At 72.6% G+C, this 17,545-nt stretch carries 19 protein-coding genes; 8 read left to right on the top strand and 11 right to left on the bottom strand.

Annotation, left to right across the window (positions count from 1 at the left end; all coding sequences use genetic code 11):
- Window positions 1–76: 76 nt before the first annotated feature.
- A complete protein-coding gene (afsK, locus tag ACZ6AQ_RS21480) occupies window positions 77–2,503 on the bottom strand; it encodes a protein serine/threonine kinase AfsK (protein WP_468761391.1) in 2,427 nt (808 codons plus the stop codon).
- A gap of 185 nt (window positions 2,504–2,688) precedes the next feature.
- On the bottom strand, window positions 2,689–3,489 hold the full coding sequence (locus tag ACZ6AQ_RS21485) for a VOC family protein (protein ID WP_468761393.1): 801 nt from the start codon (window positions 3,487–3,489) through the stop codon (window positions 2,689–2,691).
- A gap of 379 nt (window positions 3,490–3,868) precedes the next feature.
- Between ACZ6AQ_RS21485 and ACZ6AQ_RS21490 the strand changes: the two genes are divergently transcribed.
- From ACZ6AQ_RS21490 to ACZ6AQ_RS21500, 3 genes are all read left to right on the top strand, one after another.
- Window positions 3,869–4,516, top strand: coding sequence for a TetR family transcriptional regulator (locus tag ACZ6AQ_RS21490; RefSeq protein ID WP_388698988.1), 648 nt, complete (start codon window positions 3,869–3,871; stop codon window positions 4,514–4,516).
- A 237-nt stretch (window positions 4,517–4,753) separates the two neighbouring features.
- On the top strand, window positions 4,754–5,416 hold the full coding sequence (locus tag ACZ6AQ_RS21495) for a pyridoxine/pyridoxamine 5'-phosphate oxidase (protein ID WP_468761395.1): 663 nt from the start codon (window positions 4,754–4,756) through the stop codon (window positions 5,414–5,416).
- 32 nt (window positions 5,417–5,448) lie between these two features.
- Window positions 5,449–5,697: an SCO4226 family nickel-binding protein gene (locus ACZ6AQ_RS21500; protein WP_468761397.1), complete on the top strand. Its 249-nt coding sequence runs from the start codon at window positions 5,449–5,451 to the stop codon at window positions 5,695–5,697.
- Between the two features lie 90 nt (window positions 5,698–5,787).
- Here the strand turns inward: ACZ6AQ_RS21500 and ACZ6AQ_RS21505 are convergent, their stop codons facing one another.
- The 3 genes from ACZ6AQ_RS21505 to ACZ6AQ_RS21515 all read right to left on the bottom strand — a co-directional run bounded on the left by ACZ6AQ_RS21505 (window position 5,788) and on the right by ACZ6AQ_RS21515 (window position 8,576).
- Window positions 5,788–6,432: a TetR/AcrR family transcriptional regulator gene (locus ACZ6AQ_RS21505; RefSeq protein ID WP_388698997.1), complete on the bottom strand. Its 645-nt coding sequence runs from the start codon at window positions 6,430–6,432 to the stop codon at window positions 5,788–5,790.
- Window positions 6,433–6,545: 113 nt separating this feature from the next.
- Complete coding sequence (locus ACZ6AQ_RS21510; RefSeq protein WP_468761399.1) at window positions 6,546–7,907, bottom strand: dicarboxylate/amino acid:cation symporter; 1,362 nt, start codon at window positions 7,905–7,907, stop codon at window positions 6,546–6,548.
- A 402-nt stretch (window positions 7,908–8,309) separates the two neighbouring features.
- The gene (locus ACZ6AQ_RS21515; protein ID WP_388699166.1) at window positions 8,310–8,576 is read right to left on the bottom strand and encodes a DUF4229 domain-containing protein; all 267 of its coding nucleotides are present in this window, start codon (window positions 8,574–8,576) and stop codon (window positions 8,310–8,312) included.
- 126 nt (window positions 8,577–8,702) lie between these two features.
- Here ACZ6AQ_RS21515 and ACZ6AQ_RS21520 point away from each other — a divergent pair, with 126 nt between their 5' ends.
- A complete protein-coding gene (locus ACZ6AQ_RS21520) occupies window positions 8,703–9,236 on the top strand; it encodes a GNAT family N-acetyltransferase (protein ID WP_468761401.1) in 534 nt (177 codons plus the stop codon).
- 97 nt (window positions 9,237–9,333) lie between these two features.
- Window positions 9,334–10,200: an AraC family transcriptional regulator gene (locus ACZ6AQ_RS21525; RefSeq protein WP_468761403.1), complete on the top strand. Its 867-nt coding sequence runs from the start codon at window positions 9,334–9,336 to the stop codon at window positions 10,198–10,200.
- Between the two features lie 50 nt (window positions 10,201–10,250).
- Here the strand turns inward: ACZ6AQ_RS21525 and mqnE are convergent, their stop codons facing one another.
- A complete protein-coding gene (gene mqnE / locus ACZ6AQ_RS21530) occupies window positions 10,251–11,414 on the bottom strand; it encodes an aminofutalosine synthase MqnE (protein ID WP_388699010.1) in 1,164 nt (387 codons plus the stop codon).
- Between the two features lie 73 nt (window positions 11,415–11,487).
- Window positions 11,488–11,943, bottom strand: coding sequence for an Lrp/AsnC family transcriptional regulator (locus ACZ6AQ_RS21535; RefSeq protein WP_388699014.1), 456 nt, complete (start codon window positions 11,941–11,943; stop codon window positions 11,488–11,490).
- Window positions 11,944–12,068: 125 nt separating this feature from the next.
- Between ACZ6AQ_RS21535 and ACZ6AQ_RS21540 the strand changes: the two genes are divergently transcribed.
- Window positions 12,069–12,197: a hypothetical protein gene (locus tag ACZ6AQ_RS21540; protein WP_468761520.1), complete on the top strand. Its 129-nt coding sequence runs from the start codon at window positions 12,069–12,071 to the stop codon at window positions 12,195–12,197.
- Here ACZ6AQ_RS21540 and ACZ6AQ_RS21545 read toward each other — a convergent pair.
- The 3 genes from ACZ6AQ_RS21545 to ACZ6AQ_RS21555 are packed head-to-tail and all read right to left on the bottom strand — an operon-like array spanning window position 12,194 to window position 15,256.
- Window positions 12,194–12,868 (bottom strand): UbiX family flavin prenyltransferase, encoded by a 675-nt coding sequence (locus ACZ6AQ_RS21545; protein WP_388699017.1) that lies wholly within the window; start codon window positions 12,866–12,868, stop codon window positions 12,194–12,196. The genes ACZ6AQ_RS21540 and ACZ6AQ_RS21545 overlap by 4 nt on opposite strands.
- A gap of 31 nt (window positions 12,869–12,899) precedes the next feature.
- The gene (gene mqnP, locus ACZ6AQ_RS21550) at window positions 12,900–13,802 is read right to left on the bottom strand and encodes a menaquinone biosynthesis prenyltransferase MqnP (protein ID WP_468761405.1); all 903 of its coding nucleotides are present in this window, start codon (window positions 13,800–13,802) and stop codon (window positions 12,900–12,902) included.
- The gene (locus ACZ6AQ_RS21555; RefSeq protein ID WP_468761407.1) at window positions 13,799–15,256 is read right to left on the bottom strand and encodes a menaquinone biosynthesis decarboxylase; all 1,458 of its coding nucleotides are present in this window, start codon (window positions 15,254–15,256) and stop codon (window positions 13,799–13,801) included. Before ACZ6AQ_RS21555 ends, mqnP begins: the two co-directional genes overlap by 4 nt.
- Before the next feature lie 90 nt (window positions 15,257–15,346).
- On the opposite strand from ACZ6AQ_RS21555, the gene ACZ6AQ_RS21560 reads away from it, so the two are divergent.
- A complete protein-coding gene (locus ACZ6AQ_RS21560; RefSeq protein ID WP_468761409.1) occupies window positions 15,347–15,724 on the top strand; it encodes a PLD nuclease N-terminal domain-containing protein in 378 nt (125 codons plus the stop codon).
- 79 nt (window positions 15,725–15,803) lie between these two features.
- The gene (locus tag ACZ6AQ_RS21565; RefSeq protein ID WP_468761411.1) at window positions 15,804–16,694 is read left to right on the top strand and encodes a LysR family transcriptional regulator; all 891 of its coding nucleotides are present in this window, start codon (window positions 15,804–15,806) and stop codon (window positions 16,692–16,694) included.
- Here the strand turns inward: ACZ6AQ_RS21565 and ACZ6AQ_RS21570 are convergent.
- Entirely contained in the window at window positions 16,591–17,526 is a 936-nt protein-coding gene (locus tag ACZ6AQ_RS21570) for a DMT family transporter (protein ID WP_468761413.1), read from the bottom strand. The two genes, ACZ6AQ_RS21565 and ACZ6AQ_RS21570, sit on opposite strands and share 104 nt — an antisense overlap.
- Window positions 17,527–17,545 lie beyond the last annotated feature (19 nt).

A 17,545-nucleotide genomic window follows, 5' to 3' on the forward strand; every position in this document is an offset into this window, starting at 1 on the left:
CGCGGGGCCCGGCCGGTACGGGACCGTCCGCCCCTTCCCGTACGGGACCGCTCGCCCCGGCCCGTACGGGAAGGGGTCAGCGGCCCGCCGCCGCGCCGCGGCCCGTCGCCGTGCCCTTCACCGCGTCGAGCGCGTACACGCAGCGGTCCTTGCTGCACGCGTACACGACCCCGCCCCTCACCACCGGCGAGCCGGTGATCTCGCCCCCGGTCGCGAGCTTCCAGCGCAGCTGGCCGCCGTTCGCGTCCAGGGTGTAGAGGACGTGGTCGGCCGAGCCGAAGTGGATGCGGCCGTCCGCCACGACCGGGGAGCCGACCAGCGCGCCGCCCGCCGCGAACCGCCAGCGGGGGGTGCCGGTGACCGCGTCGAGCGTGTAGAGCGCGCTGCCGCTGCCGACGTGCACGTTGCCGTCGGCGACGAGGACCGGTTCGGCCGACTGGCGCGGCTCGGTCGCGATCCGCCAGCGGTCCTGGCCGGTGGTGGCGTCGATCGCGTACACCGTGCCCAGGTGGTCGGCGAGGTAGACGCCGCCGCCGGTGACGGCCGGGCCGGGCACGAAGACGGGCGGGGAGAGGAAGACGGCCGGGGCCTCGAAGTGCCAGCGGACGTGCCCGGCGGCGATGTCGATCGACAGGACCCGGGTGCCGGCCGACACGTACACGCAGCCGTCCCCGGCCGGGGCCACCCGTACGGGGACGCCCCCGCAGGAGGCGGCGTCCCCGACCGGGTACGACCAGCGCTCCACGCCGGTCCGGGCGTCGAGGGCCCGGAGCCGGGCGTCCCGCCACACGTACACGGTGCCGTCGTGCACGGCGGGCCCCGCCTCCGGGGTCTCGAAGTCGGTCTGGACGCCGGTGACCTCCCACAGCTTGGCGCCGTTGGACGCCTCCCAGCCCTGGGCCCCGCCGCCGCGCGTCCCGGTGACCACCGTGCCCCGGTCGACCTTGAGCGAGTACACCCAGGCGTCGGTGCGCAGCCGCCAGCGCTCGCCGCCGTCGGTGGCGTCGAGCGCGTAGAGGGTGGGCCCGTCGGAGGCGTGGATGCGGCCCCCGGCGACGGCCATGGACCAGGCCACGTCCCGGGTCTTGAACTGGCGCCGGCCGCTGCCGGTGTCCAGGGCGTGCACCTCGAAGGAGGTGACGTAGAGCAGGTCGCCCTCGACGACCGGGGTGCCCCAGACGTCGTTCGACATGCGGAAGCGCCAGGGCCGCCAGTGGCCGGGCTCCGGCGGGGGCGGAGCCGCGCCCGTGCCGCCCTGCGCGGGGACGTTCAGCGGGCGGGAGCCGGGCGGCGGGCCGGGCTCGGCGCCGTGCGGGCCGCCGCCGGGCGGGCGGATCCAGCCGGTCGCGGGGCCCGCGTCGGCGCCCCGGCCGACGGCGAGCGCCGCCCGGGTGTCGGCGACCCGGGGGCCGGGACCGATGGGCACGTTCCCGTCGCCGAGCCGTACGGGGCCGCCCGTGCCCCCGTCGGGACCGGCGTGCCGGCCGCCGGGGGCGGGCGCGGGCGCGGGCAGGGCGCGGCCGGTGCCGGGCCCGGCGTCCGGGAAGCGCGGGTCCCCGGGCGGCGGACCGGGCGGGGGCGGCGGTACGGACGGGGCGGGCGCGGTACGGCCGCCGCCGCGCCGCCGCTCGATCATGGCGGTGGCGCTCTCCGGCAGCCAGGCCGAGGCCGTGCCGCTGTCGTCGCTGCCGGGGCCGAAGAGGTGCGGGGCGAGCTGGGCCTGGAGGTCGGCCGGGGTGGGCCGCCGGGAGACGTCCGTCTGCATGCAGGAGTCGATGAGGGGGCGCAGCTCGTCGGGCAGGCCCTCCAGGTCGGGGCCCTCGCGGAGCAGCATGAAGACGGTCTCGACCGGGTTGGCGCCGTGGTAGGGCGCGTGCCCGGTGGCGGCGAAGACCAGCATCGAGCCGAGCGAGAAGACGTCGCTGGCGCCGGTGACGCTGCGCGAGTCGCGGGCCTGCTCGGGCGACATGTAGGCGGGGGTGCCGACGGCGACGTTGGTCATGGTCAGGCGCGTGTTGGAGACGCCGGACGCGATGCCGAAGTCGATCACCCGGGGGCCGTCCTCGACCACGAGGACGTTGGAGGGCTTGAGGTCGCGGTGGACCAGGCCCGCCCCGTGGATGGACTGGAGGGCCTCGGCGACGCCGGCGGCCAGCCAGCGCACGGCCTGGGCCGGGAGCGGCCCGCACTCGTTCACTATCTCTTCGAGGGAGGGCGCCGGCACGTAGGCGGTGGCCAGCCAGGGCACGGCGGCCCGGGGGTCGGCGTCGACGACGGCGGCCGTGTAGAAGCCGGAGACGGCCCGCGCGGCCTCCACCTCCCGGGTGAAGCGGACCCGGAACAGCTGGTCCTCCGCGAGCTCCGTGCGCACGGTCTTGATCGCCACGCGCCGGCCCGAGGCCGACCGCGCGAGATAGACCAGGCCCATTCCGCCCGCGCCGAGCCGGCCCAGCACTTCGAAGGGCCCGATGCGTCTCGGGTCGTGCTGCGTCAGCTGCTCCACTTGCCTGCCACCTCCCCGTACGGGCCATGAGGGTACGGCCCCGTGGCCCTGATTCTTCCTGTCCGGCGGCCCGGTGGCGAACCCGGGGGCGGATCGGGGTGTCACGGGTCGTGAGGGGGTGGTCCGGCGCGGTGCGCGCCGGGCGGCACGGGGGCGGTGCGGGGGCCGGGTACGGGGTGGACTTCTCAGGCGGTACCGGACGGTTTCGAGCCCGCCTCCGCGAGCACCGCGAAGCGGGCGCCCTGGTCGTCGTGGAGGACGGCGACGCGGCCGTGCGGCGTGTCGCGGGCCGGGGAGGCGATCCGGCCGCCGAGCCGGACGGCGGCGGCGCACGCCTCGTCGCAGTCGGCCACGGCGAAGTGGACGAGGACGTGCCCCGGCATCTCGGCGGGGAAGTCGTCGGTGATGACGGTCCGTCCGGCGGAGGTTCCGTCACCGGAGCGGGAACCGGGGAGCGACCAGGCGCGGCGGCCGGAGCCGGGGCCGGTGTCCCCGGCCTCCTCCCCCGGGCCGCCCCGGCCGCCGGAGTAGCCGAAGACGGCGGCGTAGAAGGTGTCCACGGCGCCGGGCCTGCGCGTGTACACCTCCATCCGGCAGAAGGTGCCCGGCTCGCCCGTCACCTCGAAGCCGTCGTCGTCGCCCGCCTGGCGGAGGCCGAAGACGGCGCCGCCGGGGTCGGCGGCGAGCGCCAGGACCCCGAAGGGGCCGACGGGGTAGGGGGCCATGACCATCCGTCCGCCGGCGGCCTCGATCCGGGCGGCGAGGGTGCCGGCGTTCCCGGTGGCGAGATAGACGGTCCAGGTGGTGGGCATGCGGCCGTCGCGCTTGGGGAGCAGTCCGGCGACGCGCCGTCCCCGCAGCAGGGCCTCGTCGCGGTCGGGGTCGAAGGTCCAGCCGAAGAGCCCGCCGTAGAAGCGCTTGCCCGCCCGGAGGTCGGGAAGCTGTGCGTCCACCCAGCACGGGGTGCCTTCAGTACGTACGGCCATGGCCTCACGCTAGGGCGGCGGAGCGGGCTCCGCACGCCCCGGAATGTGAACGAAGAGCCGATGCGCCGGGCCGGAACCCTTGCGGCGCCTGCGTTGTCCACCGAAGTTGTCCACAGGCTGTTCATAAGCCTATTCGAGTGCGGGACCCCTCCGGGTGAACCCGGACCCCGGGGGTCGTCCGGGTGACGCCCGGACGCTTTTCGGCCAGCGCCGACACCTCCGGACCTCTCGTCATTCTGTCCGAATACCGACCCTCCCGCGCTCCGCCCTCTCCTCCCCCACACCCGCGCCAACCTCGCAGAACACGGATGCGCGAGGGGCACACCCCATTTGCAGTCGGCCGAATCGCGCCCCCACGGCCCGTCGGTAAGCTGACGGCATGACAGGACAAGTACGCACCGTCGACGGCCGCGTGGCCGGTCGGCGCGGTCAGGCGACGCGGCAGAAACTGCTCGACTGTCTCGGTGAGATGCTCAACTCCTCGCCCTACCGGGACGTCAAGGTCATCGACGTGGCCCGGAAGGCGGGTACGTCACCCGCGACGTTCTACCAGTACTTCCCCGATGTCGAGGGAGCGGTTCTGGAGATCGCGGAGGACATGGCGAAGGAGGGCGCCGGCCTTGCCGACCTGACCTCCGGCCGCTCCTGGGTCGGCAAGGCCGGATGGCAGACCTCCGAGGAACTCGTCGAGGGCTTCCTGGACTTCTGGCGGAAGCACGACGCGATCCTCCGGGTCGTGGACCTCGGTGCCGCCGAGGGCGACAAGCGGTTCAACAAGATCCGTTCGAAGATCCTCAACTCGGTCACCACCTCCCTCACGGAGGCGGTGAAGGGGCTCCAGGCCAAGGGCAAGGTCGACAAGGACGTCAGCCCGGCGGCGATGGCCGGCTCCCTGGTGACGATGCTGGCGGCGGTCGCGGGTCACCAGAAGGGGTTCCAGGCCTGGGGCGTGAAGCAGAACGAGCTCAAGCCGAACCTGGCCCTCCTGGTCCACCTGGGCGTCACCGGCAAGAAGCCGACCAGGTAGCCCCGTCGGCCCCGTCCGCCCTCTCCGTCCTGTCGCCGGCGCCGGCGGCGGCCCGCTCCCCCGGGCCGCCGCCGGCGTCGCCGTCTTCCGGGGCGGAACGCCCCCGGCCCCGGCCCGCCCCGGCCCCCGCCTCCGCCGCTTCCCCCGCCTCCGCCTCCGCCGCTTCTCCCTCCTCCCCCGCCTCCGCCGCTTCTCCCGCCTCCCCCGCCTCCCCGCCCCGCGCCCTACCGTGGCCCCGTGACCGACTTCCACCGCGCCCTCCGCTCCCTCCGGGTCTGGGACACCGACCTCCCGTCCTTCGACCCGGCGGACGCCCCGTCCGAACCGCTCCCCCTCTTCCACGCCTGGTTCACGGCGGCCGTCGCGGCCGGCCAGACCGAGCCGCACACCCTCTCCCTGGCCACGGCGGACGGGGACGGCAGGCCCGACGTGCGGACGGTGATGCTGCACGACGCCGACGCGCGCGGCTGGCACTTCGCCTCGCACTCCACCAGCGCCAAGGGCCGTCAGCTCGCCGCCCGTCCGGAGGCGGCGCTCGGCTTCTACTGGCCGGTCCAGGGCCGCCAGGTCCGGGTCAGGGGCCGCGTCACCACCGGCTCCCCCGAGGAGGCGCACGCGGACCTCCACGCCCGCTCCACCGGCGCCCTCGCCTCGGCGCTCACCGGCCGGCAGAGCGAGGTCCTGGACTCCCTCCGCACCCTCGCCGGGGCGAGCGGGGAGGCGTGGCGGCGGGCGGAGGCGGAGCCGGACGCCCCGGTCCCGACCTGGACCCTCTACGTGGTCGAGCCGTCGGAGGTCGAGTTCTTCCAGGGCGACGCCCGCCGCCGCCACGTCCGCCTCCGCTACCGCCGCGACCCCGTGCCCGGCGGTGGCTGGACCAGGGAGCTGCTCTGGCCCTGAGGGCGCATGATGGAAGAGGAGGTGCGAGGAACATGGGTATGTACATGGACGTGCACCACGGCATGACGGGCATCACCGGGGACCAGCTCCGCGCGGCGCACGAGGCCGATCTCGCCGTCGAGAAGGAGGAGGACGTCCACTTCGAGAAGGCGTGGGCGGACCCCGCGACGGGCACGGTCTACTGCCTGTCGACCGGACCGTCCGCCGAGGCCGTGCAGCGGGTCCACGAGCGGGCCGGGCACACGGCCGACGAGATCCACGAGGTGCCCCTCACCGTGTGAGGGAGGGCGCGCGGCGCGGCTCCCGGCCCGCACGGCCGGGCGTGCCCGGCCCGGTGGCGGGACCACCGGGCGGCGGTCCCCCGGCGGGATTCAGCGGGGGGACCACCGCTCGCTCCGCATGAGGTTCCCGAGTCCGGCCCAGGCGAAGTTCATCAGCGTCGCGGCCGCCTCCCTCGCGGTCACGCCCGGCGTCTCGTTGGCCCAGCTCGCCAGCGACTCGGCCGAGCCGACCAGGGCCTGCGCGAGCGCGTTCACGTCCCGCTCCGTGATCCCGGAGTTCCCGTGCGCCTCCCGCGCCGCCTCGCCGATGAGTCCCGCCACGAAGGCCACGATCTCCTCCCGCATCCGGGACGCCTCGGTCGCGAACGGCTCCCCCTGCGTCCGGGCCTGCCGGCTCAAGACCACCCAGGAGTCGGGGTGCTCGGCGGCGTACGTGAAGAAGGCGAGCAGCCCCGCCCACAACCGTTCGTCGGGCGGCAGCTCCGCGTCACCGACCCCGGCGGCCACGGCGGCGAGCAGCGCCCCGGCCTCCCGCCGGATGCAGGCGGTGAACAGCTCCTCCTTGGAGTTCAGGTAGAGGTACACCAGCGGCTTGGAGACCCCCGCCAGCTCCGCGATCTCGTCCATGGAGGCCGTCTGGTACCCGTGCCGCGCGAAGCTCCGCACGGCCGCGTCCAGCATCTGCCGTTCCCGCACGGCGCGCGGAAGCCGCCGTGCCCTCGTGGCGTCGGCCATGGCGTCCCCCTCCGTTCCCAAGATCCACCGGGTGCCCCGCGAAAGCCTACGTGCCCCCCGCCCGTGCGGGGCGGGGGGCACGTGGGCTCGGGCGGGCGCTGCCCGCCGGAGGGTCAGGCGGCGACCAGGACCTTCTCGTCCTCGGTGCGCTCCCCGGCCGGCTCGTCGATCGGGGACGACGAGGCGTTCTCGTACGCGGCGCGGTCCAGGATCTTCTCGCGGGCGGCGACGATCACCGGGACGAGGGCCTGGCCCGCGACGTTGGTGGCGGTGCGCATCATGTCGATGATCGGGTCGATCGCCATGAGCAGGCCGACGCCCTCCAGGGGGAGGCCCAGGGTGGAGAGGGTCAGGGTCAGCATGACGGTCGCGCCGGTCAGGCCGGCCGTGGCGGCCGAGCCGACCACCGAGACGAAGGCGATCAGGAGGTAGTCCTGGATGCCGAGCTGCACGTCGAAGATCTGCGCGATGAAGATCGCGGCGAGCGCCGGGTAGATCGCGGCGCAGCCGTCCATCTTGGTGGTGGCGCCGAACGGGACGGCGAAGGAGGCGTACTCCTTCGGGACGCCGAGGCGCTCGGTGACCTTCTGGGTGACCGGCATGGTGCCGACCGAGGAGCGGGAGACGAAGGCCAGCTGGATGGCGGGCCAGGCGCCCTTGAAGAAGTGGAGCGGGCTGACCTTGGCGGCGGTGGCGAGCAGCAGCGGGTAGACGCCGAAGAGGACGATCGCGCAGCCGACGTAGACGTCGGCGGTGAAGGTGGCGTACTTGCCGATCAGGTCCCAGCCGTAGTCGGCGATGGCGAAGCCGATGAGGCCGACGGTGCCGAGCGGGGCGAGTCGGATGACCCACCACAGCGCCTTCTGGAGCAGTTCGAGGACCGACTCGGAGAGGGTGAGGATCGGCTTGGCGCGGTCGCCGAGCTTCAGGGCGGCGATGCCGGCGACGGCGGCCATGAAGACGATCTGGAGGACGTTCAGCTCGGTGAAGGGCGTGATGACGTCCGTCGGGACGATGCCGGTGAGGAAGTCGATCCAGGAGCCCTCGCGCTTCGGCAGCTTGCCGTCCTGCGGGGTGAGGCCGGTGCCGGAGCCCGGGTTGGTGATCAGGCCGATCGCGAGGCCGATGGCGACCGCGATCAGGGAGGTGACCATGAACCAGAGCAGGGTGCGGGTGGCGAGCCGGGCGGCGTTGTTCACCTTCCGCAGGTTGGTGATCGAGACCAGGATCGCGAAGAAGACGAGCGGGGCGACGGCCAGCTTGAGGAGCTGGACGAAGATGTCGCCGACCTGGCCGAGGGTCTCCTTCAGCCAGGAGACGTCCTGGCTGCGGGCGATCCAGCCGAGCAGGACGCCGAGGACGAGACCGGCGACGATCTGGGCCCAGAAGGGGACCTTGGGTATCCGGAACGAGGACCCCGACCCGGGGGACTCGGGGGCCTCGGAAGTCTTGGAGGCGGAAGCGGGCGCGGACACAGAGACACACTCCACAGGTGCGTACCGGGAGAACCGGGAAGTACGGGGACGGGGGTGCGGCCACGGGAACGCGCTCGGGCGCGGGGCCGCCGCATGGATGCCGGGGAGGTCAGAGCTCGCGGCAACAGACCGCGGACATACAGCGGCACAGATCGACGTGCAGGCGCGCCACGAGCGGGGTGCCCGTGGCGTCGGAGGTGCGCGCTGCTGTCTTCATGGTGAATACGTTAACACTTGTACTTTGAGAAGCTCAAAGCTCTTCTTTGGGAGGCGGGAGCGCCCCGCAACCTCGGGAACGCGGAAACCCCCAGGCCGGAGCCTTGGAAGCTCCGAACCCGGGGGTGTACGTGTGAGGAAACTTACGCGTTCTTTACGCGAGGTCCACGACTACCGGACGACCGGCTAGAGCGCGTCCTCCTGGGCCCGGTTGGCGTCCAGGCGGCCCTTCGCGCGGTCGACCTTCTCCACGATCTCGACGCTCATCTCGTCGCGCTGCCGGCGCAGGAGGACGAAGCTGAGCGGGGCGGAGACGACGATGGCGAGGACCAGGACCCAGAGCAGGTTCGAGTCGCCGAGACCGCGCGGCAGCACGCCGACGGTGACGAGACCCCACAGGGCGAGGAAGCACCCGGCGAAGATGCCGAGCCGCAGCACCGTGTAGCGGAGCATGTCAGTCACTCTTCCGTTCCGAAAAGATCCTCTATGGGACGAGCGTCCCCCCAGTGAAGCACGGGGCGGCACGCTCTCCGGGACCGGCCCTCCCCCGCCCCCGTTCGTAATGACTAGACTCTATACATGACCCTTACCTTCGAGGTGGACCCGGCTGTCGGTCCCGCCCTGCGCGACGGTGTGCTCTCCCTCTGGACCGACGTCTCCAACGCGGGCGGGGCCGTCGGCTTCGTCCCGCCCGTGACCGCCGAGGAGATCCGCCCCGCCCTGCTCAGGCACCTCGTCGACATGGCCGAAGGCCGCACCCGCCTGCTCGTCGGCCGCGACGGGGACGGCGAGGTCGCCGCCACCGCCTTCCTCACCTTCAACACCCACCCGCTGATGCGGCACTGGGTGTGGCTCTACACCGTGATGGTCCACCCCCGGCACCAGGGCAGGGGGTACGGCCGCGACCTCATGGCGGCGGCCGAGCGCACCGCCCGCACCGCGCCGGGCTTCGAGGGGATCGAGGCGATCCGGCTGACCTGCCGGGGCGGCACCGGCGTCGACGCCTTCTACGCCGGGTGCGGCTACAAGGAGGTCGGCCGCGTCCCCGGCGCGATACGGGTCGCCCCCGGGGACGACCGCGACGACGTCGTCATGCTGCTCCCGCTGGGGTGAGCCGGCGGGGGACCCGACCGGACCGGGCACGGGATGTCGGGTCCGGCCCCCCGGTCCCTTCCTACGGTGAGGACACGGAAAAGGAAGGACGGACCACGTGCTGGAGGGACTGAACCGGGCGCTCGACCACATCGAGGAACGCCTGCGCGGCGACCTCGACCCGGCCGAGCTGGCCCGGATCGCGACGACGTCGGAGTACCACTTCCGGCGCCTGTTCTCCGCACTCGCGGGGATGCCCCTGTCGGAGTACGCACGGCGCAGGCGGCTCACCGTCGCGGGCGCCGAGGTGCTCGACGGCGGGCGGACGCTCCTGGAGATCGCGGTGCGCCACGGCTACGGCTCCGGGGAGGCGTTCGCCCGCGCGTTCCGCGCGGTGCACGGGATCGGCCCCGGCGAGGCCCGCCGCACCGGCGCGGCCCTGCGCTCCCAGCCCCGGATGTCCTTCCGCCTCGTCGTCGAAGGGAACAGCACCATGCGGTACAGGATCGTGGAGAAGGACGCCTTCCGGATCATCGGGCGCGGAGCCCGGGTCCCCCTGGTCCACGAGGGGGAGAACCCGGCGATCACCGCGCACGTCCGGTCCGTCGGCCGGGAGGCCCTGGACCGGCTCGCCCGCCTGTCGGACGGGGAGCCCGGGGGCGTCCTGTCGGCGGTGACCCACCTCTCGGACAGCCGCGAGGAGGGCGCCGAGCTGGACTACTGGCACGGGGTGGTGAGCGGCGCGGACGTGCCGGAGGAGTTCGACGCCCTCGACGTGCCCGCCGGGGCCTGGGCCGTCTTCGAGAACGAGGGGCCGTACCCGCAGGCGCTCCAGTACCTGTGGCGGGACGTCTTCACCCAGTGGTTCCCGTCCAACCCCTACGCGAGCCGGCCGGGTCCCGAACTGCTCGGCGTGCGGCCGTCGGAGGACCGGACGACGGCGCGGGCGGAGCTGTGGATCCCGGTGGAGCGCACGGAGACGTGAGAAAGGGCCGGCGGGGGGATCGTCCCCCGCCGGCCCTCCCCGTGCGGACGTCAGACCCGCATCGGCTGCGGCGACTCGCGCCGCTCCGCGTCCGGGCCCGGGTACTCGCGGATGATCTCGTACCGCGTGTTCCGCTCGACCGGCCGGAAACCGGCGTCCCTGATCAGTTCGAGCAGGTCCTCGCGGCCCAGCTTGTTCGGCGTGCCGTAGTTGTCGGCGTCGTGCGTGATCTTGTACTCGACGACCGAGCCGTCCATGTCGTCGGCGCCGTGCTGGAGCGCGAGCTGCGCGGTCTGGACGCCGTGCATGACCCAGAAGACCTTGACGTGCGGCACGTTGTCGAAGAGCAGCCGGGAGACCGCGAAGGTCTTCAGGGCCTCGGCGCCGGTCGCCATGGTGGTGCGCGCCTGGAGCCTGTTGCGGATCTTGCCGTCCTTCATGTCCACGAAGTCGTGCTGGTAGCGCAGCGGGATGAAGACCTGGAAGCCGCCGGTCTCGTCCTGGAGTTCGCGCAGCCGCAGCACGTGGTCGACGCGGTGCCGGGGCTCCTCGATGTGCCCGTACAGCATGGTCGCCGGGGTCTTGAGCCCCTTCTCGTGGGCGAGCCGGTGGATCCGGGACCAGTCCTCCCAGTGGGTGCGGTGGTCCACGATGTGCTGGCGGACCTCCCAGTCGAAGATCTCGGCGCCGCCGCCGGTCAGCGACTCCAGACCGGCCTCGATCAGCTCGTCGAGGATGTCGGAGGCCGACATCCCGGAGATCGTCTCGAAGTGGTGGATCTCGGTGGCCGTGAACGCCTTGAGGGAGACGTTCGGGAGGGCCTTCTTCAGCTCGGAGAGGGAGCGCGGGTAGTAGCGCCAGGGCAGGTTGGGGTGGAGCCCGTTGACGATGTGGAGCTCGGTGAGGTTCTCGTTCTCCATCGCCTTCGCGAGGCGCACGGCCTCCTCGATGCGCATGGTGTACGCGTCCTTCTCGCCCGGCTTGCGCTGGAAGGAGCAGTAGGCGCAGGAGGCGGTGCAGACGTTGGTCATGTTCAGATGCCGGTTGACATTGAAGTGGACCACGTCGCCGTTCTTGCGGGTCCGGACCTCGTGGGCCAGACCGCCGAGCCAGGCCAGGTCGTCGGACTCGTACAGGGCGATGCCGTCCTCACGGCTCAGCCGCTCACCGTCCCGGACCTTCTGCTCAAGTTCGCGCTTGAGTCCCGCGTCCATGTGCGGCCGCCTCCCTTTGATCTCCGGAATCCAGACGTCGGTCCCCCGGAACCGAACGTCGTCCACCGTACTCTCAGACCTCTTCGGGCAGCTCTCCGACCCGGTTCTCCCACTTCGTGGAGAGCACGATCGTCGTACGGGTGCGGGAGACGCCCCGGGTGCCGCTGAGGCGGCGGATCGTCTTCTCCAGGCCGTCGACGTCGCTCGCGCGCACCTTGAGCATGAAGGAGTCGTCGCCGGCGATGAACCAGCAGTCCTCGATCTCGGCGAGGTCCTTGAGCCGGCGGGCCACGTCCTCGTGGTCGGCGGCGTCGGAGAGGGAGATGCCGATGAGGGCGGTGACGCCGAGGCCGAGCGAGGCGGCGTCGACGGTGGCGCGGTAGCCGGTGATGACCCCGGCCGTCTCCAGACGGTTGATGCGGTCGGTGACGGAGGGGCCGGAGAGCCCGACGAGCCGGCCGAGTTCGGCGTACGAGGCACGCCCGTTCTCGCGCAGGGCCTGAATGAGCTGCCTGTCCACGGCGTCCATAGGTATGAAGCCTTCCATTGTCCAGCGATACCGCGAGTATAGGTATAGAATCTAAGGCGCACAGGGAAAACCCCCTGTGAATCTTTCAGAAGATCGAAGACGATCCCTCAGGAGTGGTGTTCAGCGTGTACACGATCGAGATGGCCTACGCCCGCATGCGCGAGCTGCAGGACCTGGCCAACCGCTCGCGTGCCCACCAGCCCGTCCCCGCCTCGAAGCGCGCCCCCCGGGGGAAGCGCGCCGCGAAGCGCTAACCGGACCGGAGAGCCGCACCCAGCTCTCCCTCCCACCGGCGGTACAACCGGTGCGGCACCTTCGCCGCGTCCAGCACCCGCCCGGCGACGAAGTCCACCAGGTCCTGGATGTGCGTCGCCCCCGCGTAGAACGCCGGAGAGGCGGGCAGCACCACCGCGCCCGCCTCGTCCAGCGTCACCATGTGCCGCAGCGTCTGCCCGTTCAGCGGGGTCTCCCGCACGGCGACCACCAGCGGACGCCGTTCCTTCAGCGTCACGCTCGCGACCCGCTGGAGCAGGTCCTTCGAGAGTCCGAGCGCCACTCCCGCCACCGAGGCGGTCGAGGCCGGCACCACCAGCATCCCCTTCGCCGGGTACGACCCCGACGACGGCCCCGCGCCGAGGTCCCCGGCCGGCCAGTACCGCACGCCGTCCAGGGCCCCCGCCACGTCGAAGGCGTCCGGCCGCCCGTCGGCGCCCCGCGCCAGCCAGGCCGCCAGGTCCTCGCGCCAGTGGGCGTCCCGGAAGGAGATCCCGGTCTCGTCGAGCAGCGTCAGGCGCGAGGCCCGCGACACGATCAGGTCGACGCTCTCCCCGGCGGCGAGCAGCCCCCTCAGGACGGCGGCGGCGTACGGCGTGCCGGACGCCCCGGAAACCCCCACGATCCAGGGGGCGCGCTTGCCGTCGTTCATGCCGTCGAGCCTATCCGTGAGGGGTCCGGGGCTACGGGGCGAGCCCGCGGACCAGCAGGTCGAGGAGGGCGCAGACGAACAGGCTGACGCCGATGAAACCGTTCGTCGTGAAGAACGCCCGGTTCAGCCGGGACAGGTCGTGCGGCTTCACGATGGTGTGCTCGTAGCAGAACGCCACCACGACGACCGCCAGGCCGATCCAGAAGAAGAGCCCGGCGCCGGTGGCGAGCGCGTACCAGACGAGCAGACCGGTCGTCACGACCGCCGAGGCCCGCGCGCCCCACAGGGCGGCCGGGATGCCGAAGCGGGCCGGGACCGACTTCACGCCGTGCGCCCGGTCCGCCCGCACGTCCTGGCAGGCGAAGATCAGGTCGAAGCCACCGATCCAGACGCCCACCGCGACCCCCAGGATCACCGCGTCCCAGGACCACTCCCCGGTCACCGCGATCCAGGCGCCGATCGGCCCGATCGCCTGGGCGAGCCCCAGGATGGCGTGCGGGAAGTTCGTGAACCGCTTGCCGTACGGATAGACCACCATCGGGACGACGGCGAGCGGCGCGAGCGCCAGGCAGAGCGGGTTCAGCAGGGCGGCGGCCCCCAGGAACACCACGACGGCGATCCCGGCCCCGGTCCACGCGGACCGCACGGACACCGCGCCGGTCACCAGCTCCCGGCCGGCCGTGCGCGGATTGCGCGCGTCGATCTCCCGGTCGATGATCCGGTTGCAGGCCATGGCGAAGGTCCGGAGCCCCACCATGCAGACGGTGACGAGCAGCAGCGTCCACCAGTGGATCTTCTCGTCCGTCCGGAACATCGCGGTGAACGAGGCGATGTACGCGAAGGGCAGCGCGAAGACCGAGTGCTCGATCATCACGAGCCGCAGGAAGGCTTTCGTACGTCCGGGCCGGGCGCCGGGCACGGCGGCGGTGGTCACAGCCCGTACTCCTTCCAGCGCCGGTCCACCAGGGCCGCCGTCGCCGGGTCCGACTCGACCATGTCCGGCCAGCCGCCGTCCCGGGTGTACCCCTCCTCGGGGAGCTTCCTCGTGGCGTCGATGCCCGCCTTGCCGCCCCAGAACTGCTGGTAGGAGGCGTGGTCGAGGTGGTCGACCGGACCCTCGACCACGGTGAGGTCACGGGCGTAGTCGGTGTTCCCGAGGGCCCGCCAGGCCACCTCGTGCAGGTCGTGCACGTCGCAGTCCTTGTCGACCACGACGATCAGCTTGGTCAGCGACATCATGTGCGCGCCCCAGATGGCGTGCATGACCTTCTGCGCGTGCTTCGGGTACTTCTTGTCGATCGAGACGATCGCGCAGTTGTGGAAGCCGCCGGACTCCGGCAGGTGGTAGTCCACGATGTCCGGCACGATGATCTTCAGCAGCGGCAGGAAGAAGCGCTCCGTGGCCCGCCCGAGCGGCCCGTCCTCGGTCGGCGGACGGCCGACCACGATCGACTGGAGCAGCGGACGCCTCCGCATCGTCACGCAGTCGATCCTCAGGGCGGGGAAGGGCTCCTGCGGCGTGTAGAAGCCGGTGTGGTCGCCGAAGGGGCCCTCGGGCAGCATCTCGCCCGGCTCCAGCCAGCCCTCGATCACGACCTCGGCCTGCGCCGGGACCTGGAGCGGCACGGTCTTGCAGTCGACCATCTCGATCCGCTTGCCCTGCACGAAGCCGGCGAACAGGTACTCGTCGATGTCGCCCGGCAGCGGGGCCGTCGAGGCGTACGTCACGGCCGGCGGGCAGCCGAAGGCGATCGCGACCGGCAGTCGCTCGCCGCGCTCGGCCGCCACCGCGTAGTGGTTCCGGCTGTCCTTGTGGATCTGCCAGTGCATGCCGATGGTGCGCCTGTCGTGGCGCTGGAGCCGGTAGAGGCCGAGGTTCCGGACGCCGGTCTCGGGGTGCTTGGTGTGGGTGAGCCCCAGGTTGAAGAAGGAGCCGCCGTCCTTCGGCCAGGTGAAGAGCGCGGGCAGCGCGTCCAGGTCGACGTCGTCGCCGGTGAGGACGACCTCCTGCACGGGGGCCGCGTCGGACTTCACCTTCTTCGGCGGCACGTGGACCATCGAGCCCAGCTTGCCGAACGCCTCGCGGACCCCGACGAAGCCCTGCGGCAGCTCGGGCTTGAGGAGGCCGCCGATCTTCTCGCTGATCTCGCCGTACGACTTCAGGCCGAGCGCCTTGAGCAGCCGGCGGTCCGTCCCGAAGACGTTCATCGCGAGCGGCATCGAGGAGCCCTTGACGTTCTCGAAGAGGAGCGCCGGCCCTCCCGCCTTGTTCACGCGGTCGACGATCTCCCCGACCTCCAGGTACGGATCGACTTCGGCCTTGATGCGCTTGAGGTCGCCTTCGCGTTCCAGAGCCCTGAGCAGCGAGCGGAGATCGTCGTAAGCCATAGGGGCAAGTATCGGTCACCGGCTACCCTGGACCTGTCACCGGGGCCGCCGAAGCGCGCCCCCGCCACCGCTTCCGGGGGGCTGTCCCACATGCTCAGGGCGCTGCTGTTCATCCTGCCGCTGGCGCTGATGATCTACGCCTTCATCGACTGCCTCAACACCCCGGAGGAAGAGGTCAAGCACCTCCCGAAGCCGGTGTGGGCCATCGTGGTCCTGCTGTTCTCGATCGTCGGCGCGGTCGGCTGGATCGTCGCGGGCAAGGAGCGGAGGCCGAGGAACCGGGGCGGCGCGGGCGCCTGGGTGGCGCCGGACGACAACCCCGAGTTCCTGGACTCCCTCAAGAGCGGCGGGAACGCCCCGAAGAGCGACGACGACCTCCTGAAGGACTGGGAGGCGGACCTCCGCCGCCGCGAGGAGGAGCTGAAGCGGCGCGAGCGGGGCGAGCCGGGGTCGGGGACGGAGAGCTGACGGGGCCGGTCCGCGGGCCCGGGGACGGGAACGGGGAGCCGACGGGGCCCGGGGGCCCGGGGATGAGGACGGAGAACTGATGGAGCTGCGACTCCTGGCCACCTTCGAGAAGGTCGCGGACGTCCTCTCCTTCACCCGGGCCGCCGCCGAGCTGGGCTACGCGCAGTCCAGCGTCACCGCACAGATCAGGTCCCTGGAGACCTCCCTCGGCACGGAACTCTTCGAACGGCTCGGCGGCCGCATCCGGCTCACCGACGCCGGGGAACGTCTCCTGCCGTACGCCCGCCGGCTGACCGGTCTCGCGGAGGAGGCCCGGGCCGCCGTCGCGGACACCGGGGAACCGGCCGGGACGGTCGCCGTCGGCACCATGGAGTCGCTCACCTCCTACCGGCTGCCGCCGCTCCTGGAGTACTTCCACCACCGCCACCCGAAGGTGCGGATCGCCCTGCGGCCCACGCTCGGCGACGAGACCCGGCGGGCACTGCGGCAGGGCACGTACGACGTCGGTTTCCTGATGGAGGCAGGGACGGAGCACGAGGGCCTGGAGTCGGAGGTCCTCGCGCCCGAGCCGCTGGTCCTGGTGGCGGGGCCGGGCCATCCGCTGGCGGGGCGCACGGGCCTGACGGCGGCGGACGTGGCCGGGGCGCCGCCGGCGGGGCCGGAGCCGGGCTGCGCGTACCGCGACCTGTTCGAGGCGGAGCTGCGGGAGTGGTCGCCGGTCTTCCTGGAGTTCGGCACGGTCGAGGCGACCAAGCGCGCGGTGGCCTCCGGTCTGGGGGCGGCGCTGCTGCCCCGGGTGACGGTCGCGGAGGAGCTGGCGTCCGGTGTCCTGACCCCGCTGGACTGGGAGGCGCCGTTCACGCTCTTCACACAGCTCGCGTGGCGGCGGGGGAAGCGGCTTCCGGCCCCCGCGCGGCTGTTCGCGGAGCAGGCGCGACGGCTCGTGCGGGAGCAGACCCCGACAGGGTGACCCGGAGGCTCGCCAGGACGATGAGCGGGACGCCGAGCGCCTGGACGAGCCCGATGTGGTGCCCGTACACGGCCCAGTCGACGCCCAGGGCGACCGCCGGGTAGGCGAAGGCGAGCACGGCGACCTTGGCGGTGGGCAGCTTGGCGTAGGCCGCGTACATCAGCACGTACATGAGCCCGGTGTGGATCAGGCCGAGGCCCGCGAGCCACGCCCACCCGGTGCCGAGCCCGGCCGCCGCCCCGAAGTCCACGAAGGGCAGCAGCAGCGGCAGCCCGGCGAGCACCTGCACGAGGGCGATCAGATGGGGCCGCACCCCGACGATCCGCCGGGTGACGAAGGTCGCCAGGGCGTAGAGGACGGCGGCGGCGAGCGCGAAACCGAGCCCCCGGAGGGAGCCGGTGGCGCCCGGCCGCACCCCCGAGACGAGGACGAGCCCGGCGAAGGCGACGGCGAGCCACCCCAGCCTCCCGGCGGAGATCCGCTCCCCCGCGAACAGCGCGCCCAGCAGCACCAGGAAGAACGGCTGCGTGTGGTAGACGACGGTGGCGAGGGAGATCGAGGCGGCCTCGTACGCCTCGAAGAGGAAGACCCAGTTGAGGACGATGAACACCCCGCCGAGCACGGCGAGCCCCAGCTTCCCGGGGGTGAACCCGTGCCCGGTGAGGAACCCCCGGGCCAGGCTGTACGCCCCGAGCGCGAGGGCCCCGAAGAGGCACCGGAAGAAGACCACTTCGAAGGGCCGGGCCCCCGATTCCACGACGAAGACGCCGAGGGTGCCGGAGAGGACCATGGCGAGGGTGAGTTCGACGGTGCCGCGCGTTTCGCTTCTCATGCCGACGACGCTACGGAGG

It is taken from the genome of Streptomyces sp. NPDC041191 (assembly GCF_055591945.1).

Excerpts from the sequence above, each read along its gene's own strand:
- ACZ6AQ_RS21505 (WP_388698997.1), bottom strand. The coding sequence starts at position 6,432 with ATGGCCGACGCCACGAGGGCACGGCGGCTTCCGCGCGCCGTGCGGGAA.
- ACZ6AQ_RS21520 (WP_468761401.1), top strand. The coding sequence starts at position 8,703 with ATGACCCTTACCTTCGAGGTGGACCCGGCTGTCGGTCCCGCCCTGCGC.
- ACZ6AQ_RS21565 (WP_468761411.1), top strand. The coding sequence starts at position 15,804 with ATGGAGCTGCGACTCCTGGCCACCTTCGAGAAGGTCGCGGACGTCCTC.
- ACZ6AQ_RS21555 (WP_468761407.1), bottom strand. The coding sequence starts at position 15,256 with ATGGCTTACGACGATCTCCGCTCGCTGCTCAGGGCTCTGGAACGCGAA.
- ACZ6AQ_RS21515 (WP_388699166.1), bottom strand. The coding sequence starts at position 8,576 with ATGCTCCGCTACACGGTGCTGCGGCTCGGCATCTTCGCCGGGTGCTTC.
- ACZ6AQ_RS21535 (WP_388699014.1), bottom strand. The coding sequence starts at position 11,943 with ATGGACGCCGTGGACAGGCAGCTCATTCAGGCCCTGCGCGAGAACGGG.
- ACZ6AQ_RS21545 (WP_388699017.1), bottom strand. The coding sequence starts at position 12,868 with ATGAACGACGGCAAGCGCGCCCCCTGGATCGTGGGGGTTTCCGGGGCG.
- ACZ6AQ_RS21485 (WP_468761393.1), bottom strand. The coding sequence starts at position 3,489 with ATGGCCGTACGTACTGAAGGCACCCCGTGCTGGGTGGACGCACAGCTT.
- ACZ6AQ_RS21560 (WP_468761409.1), top strand. The coding sequence starts at position 15,347 with ATGCTCAGGGCGCTGCTGTTCATCCTGCCGCTGGCGCTGATGATCTAC.
- ACZ6AQ_RS21490 (WP_388698988.1), top strand. The coding sequence starts at position 3,869 with ATGACAGGACAAGTACGCACCGTCGACGGCCGCGTGGCCGGTCGGCGC.
- ACZ6AQ_RS21500 (WP_468761397.1), top strand. The coding sequence starts at position 5,449 with ATGGGTATGTACATGGACGTGCACCACGGCATGACGGGCATCACCGGG.
- mqnE (WP_388699010.1), bottom strand. The coding sequence starts at position 11,414 with ATGGACGCGGGACTCAAGCGCGAACTTGAGCAGAAGGTCCGGGACGGT.
- ACZ6AQ_RS21570 (WP_468761413.1), bottom strand. The coding sequence starts at position 17,526 with ATGAGAAGCGAAACGCGCGGCACCGTCGAACTCACCCTCGCCATGGTC.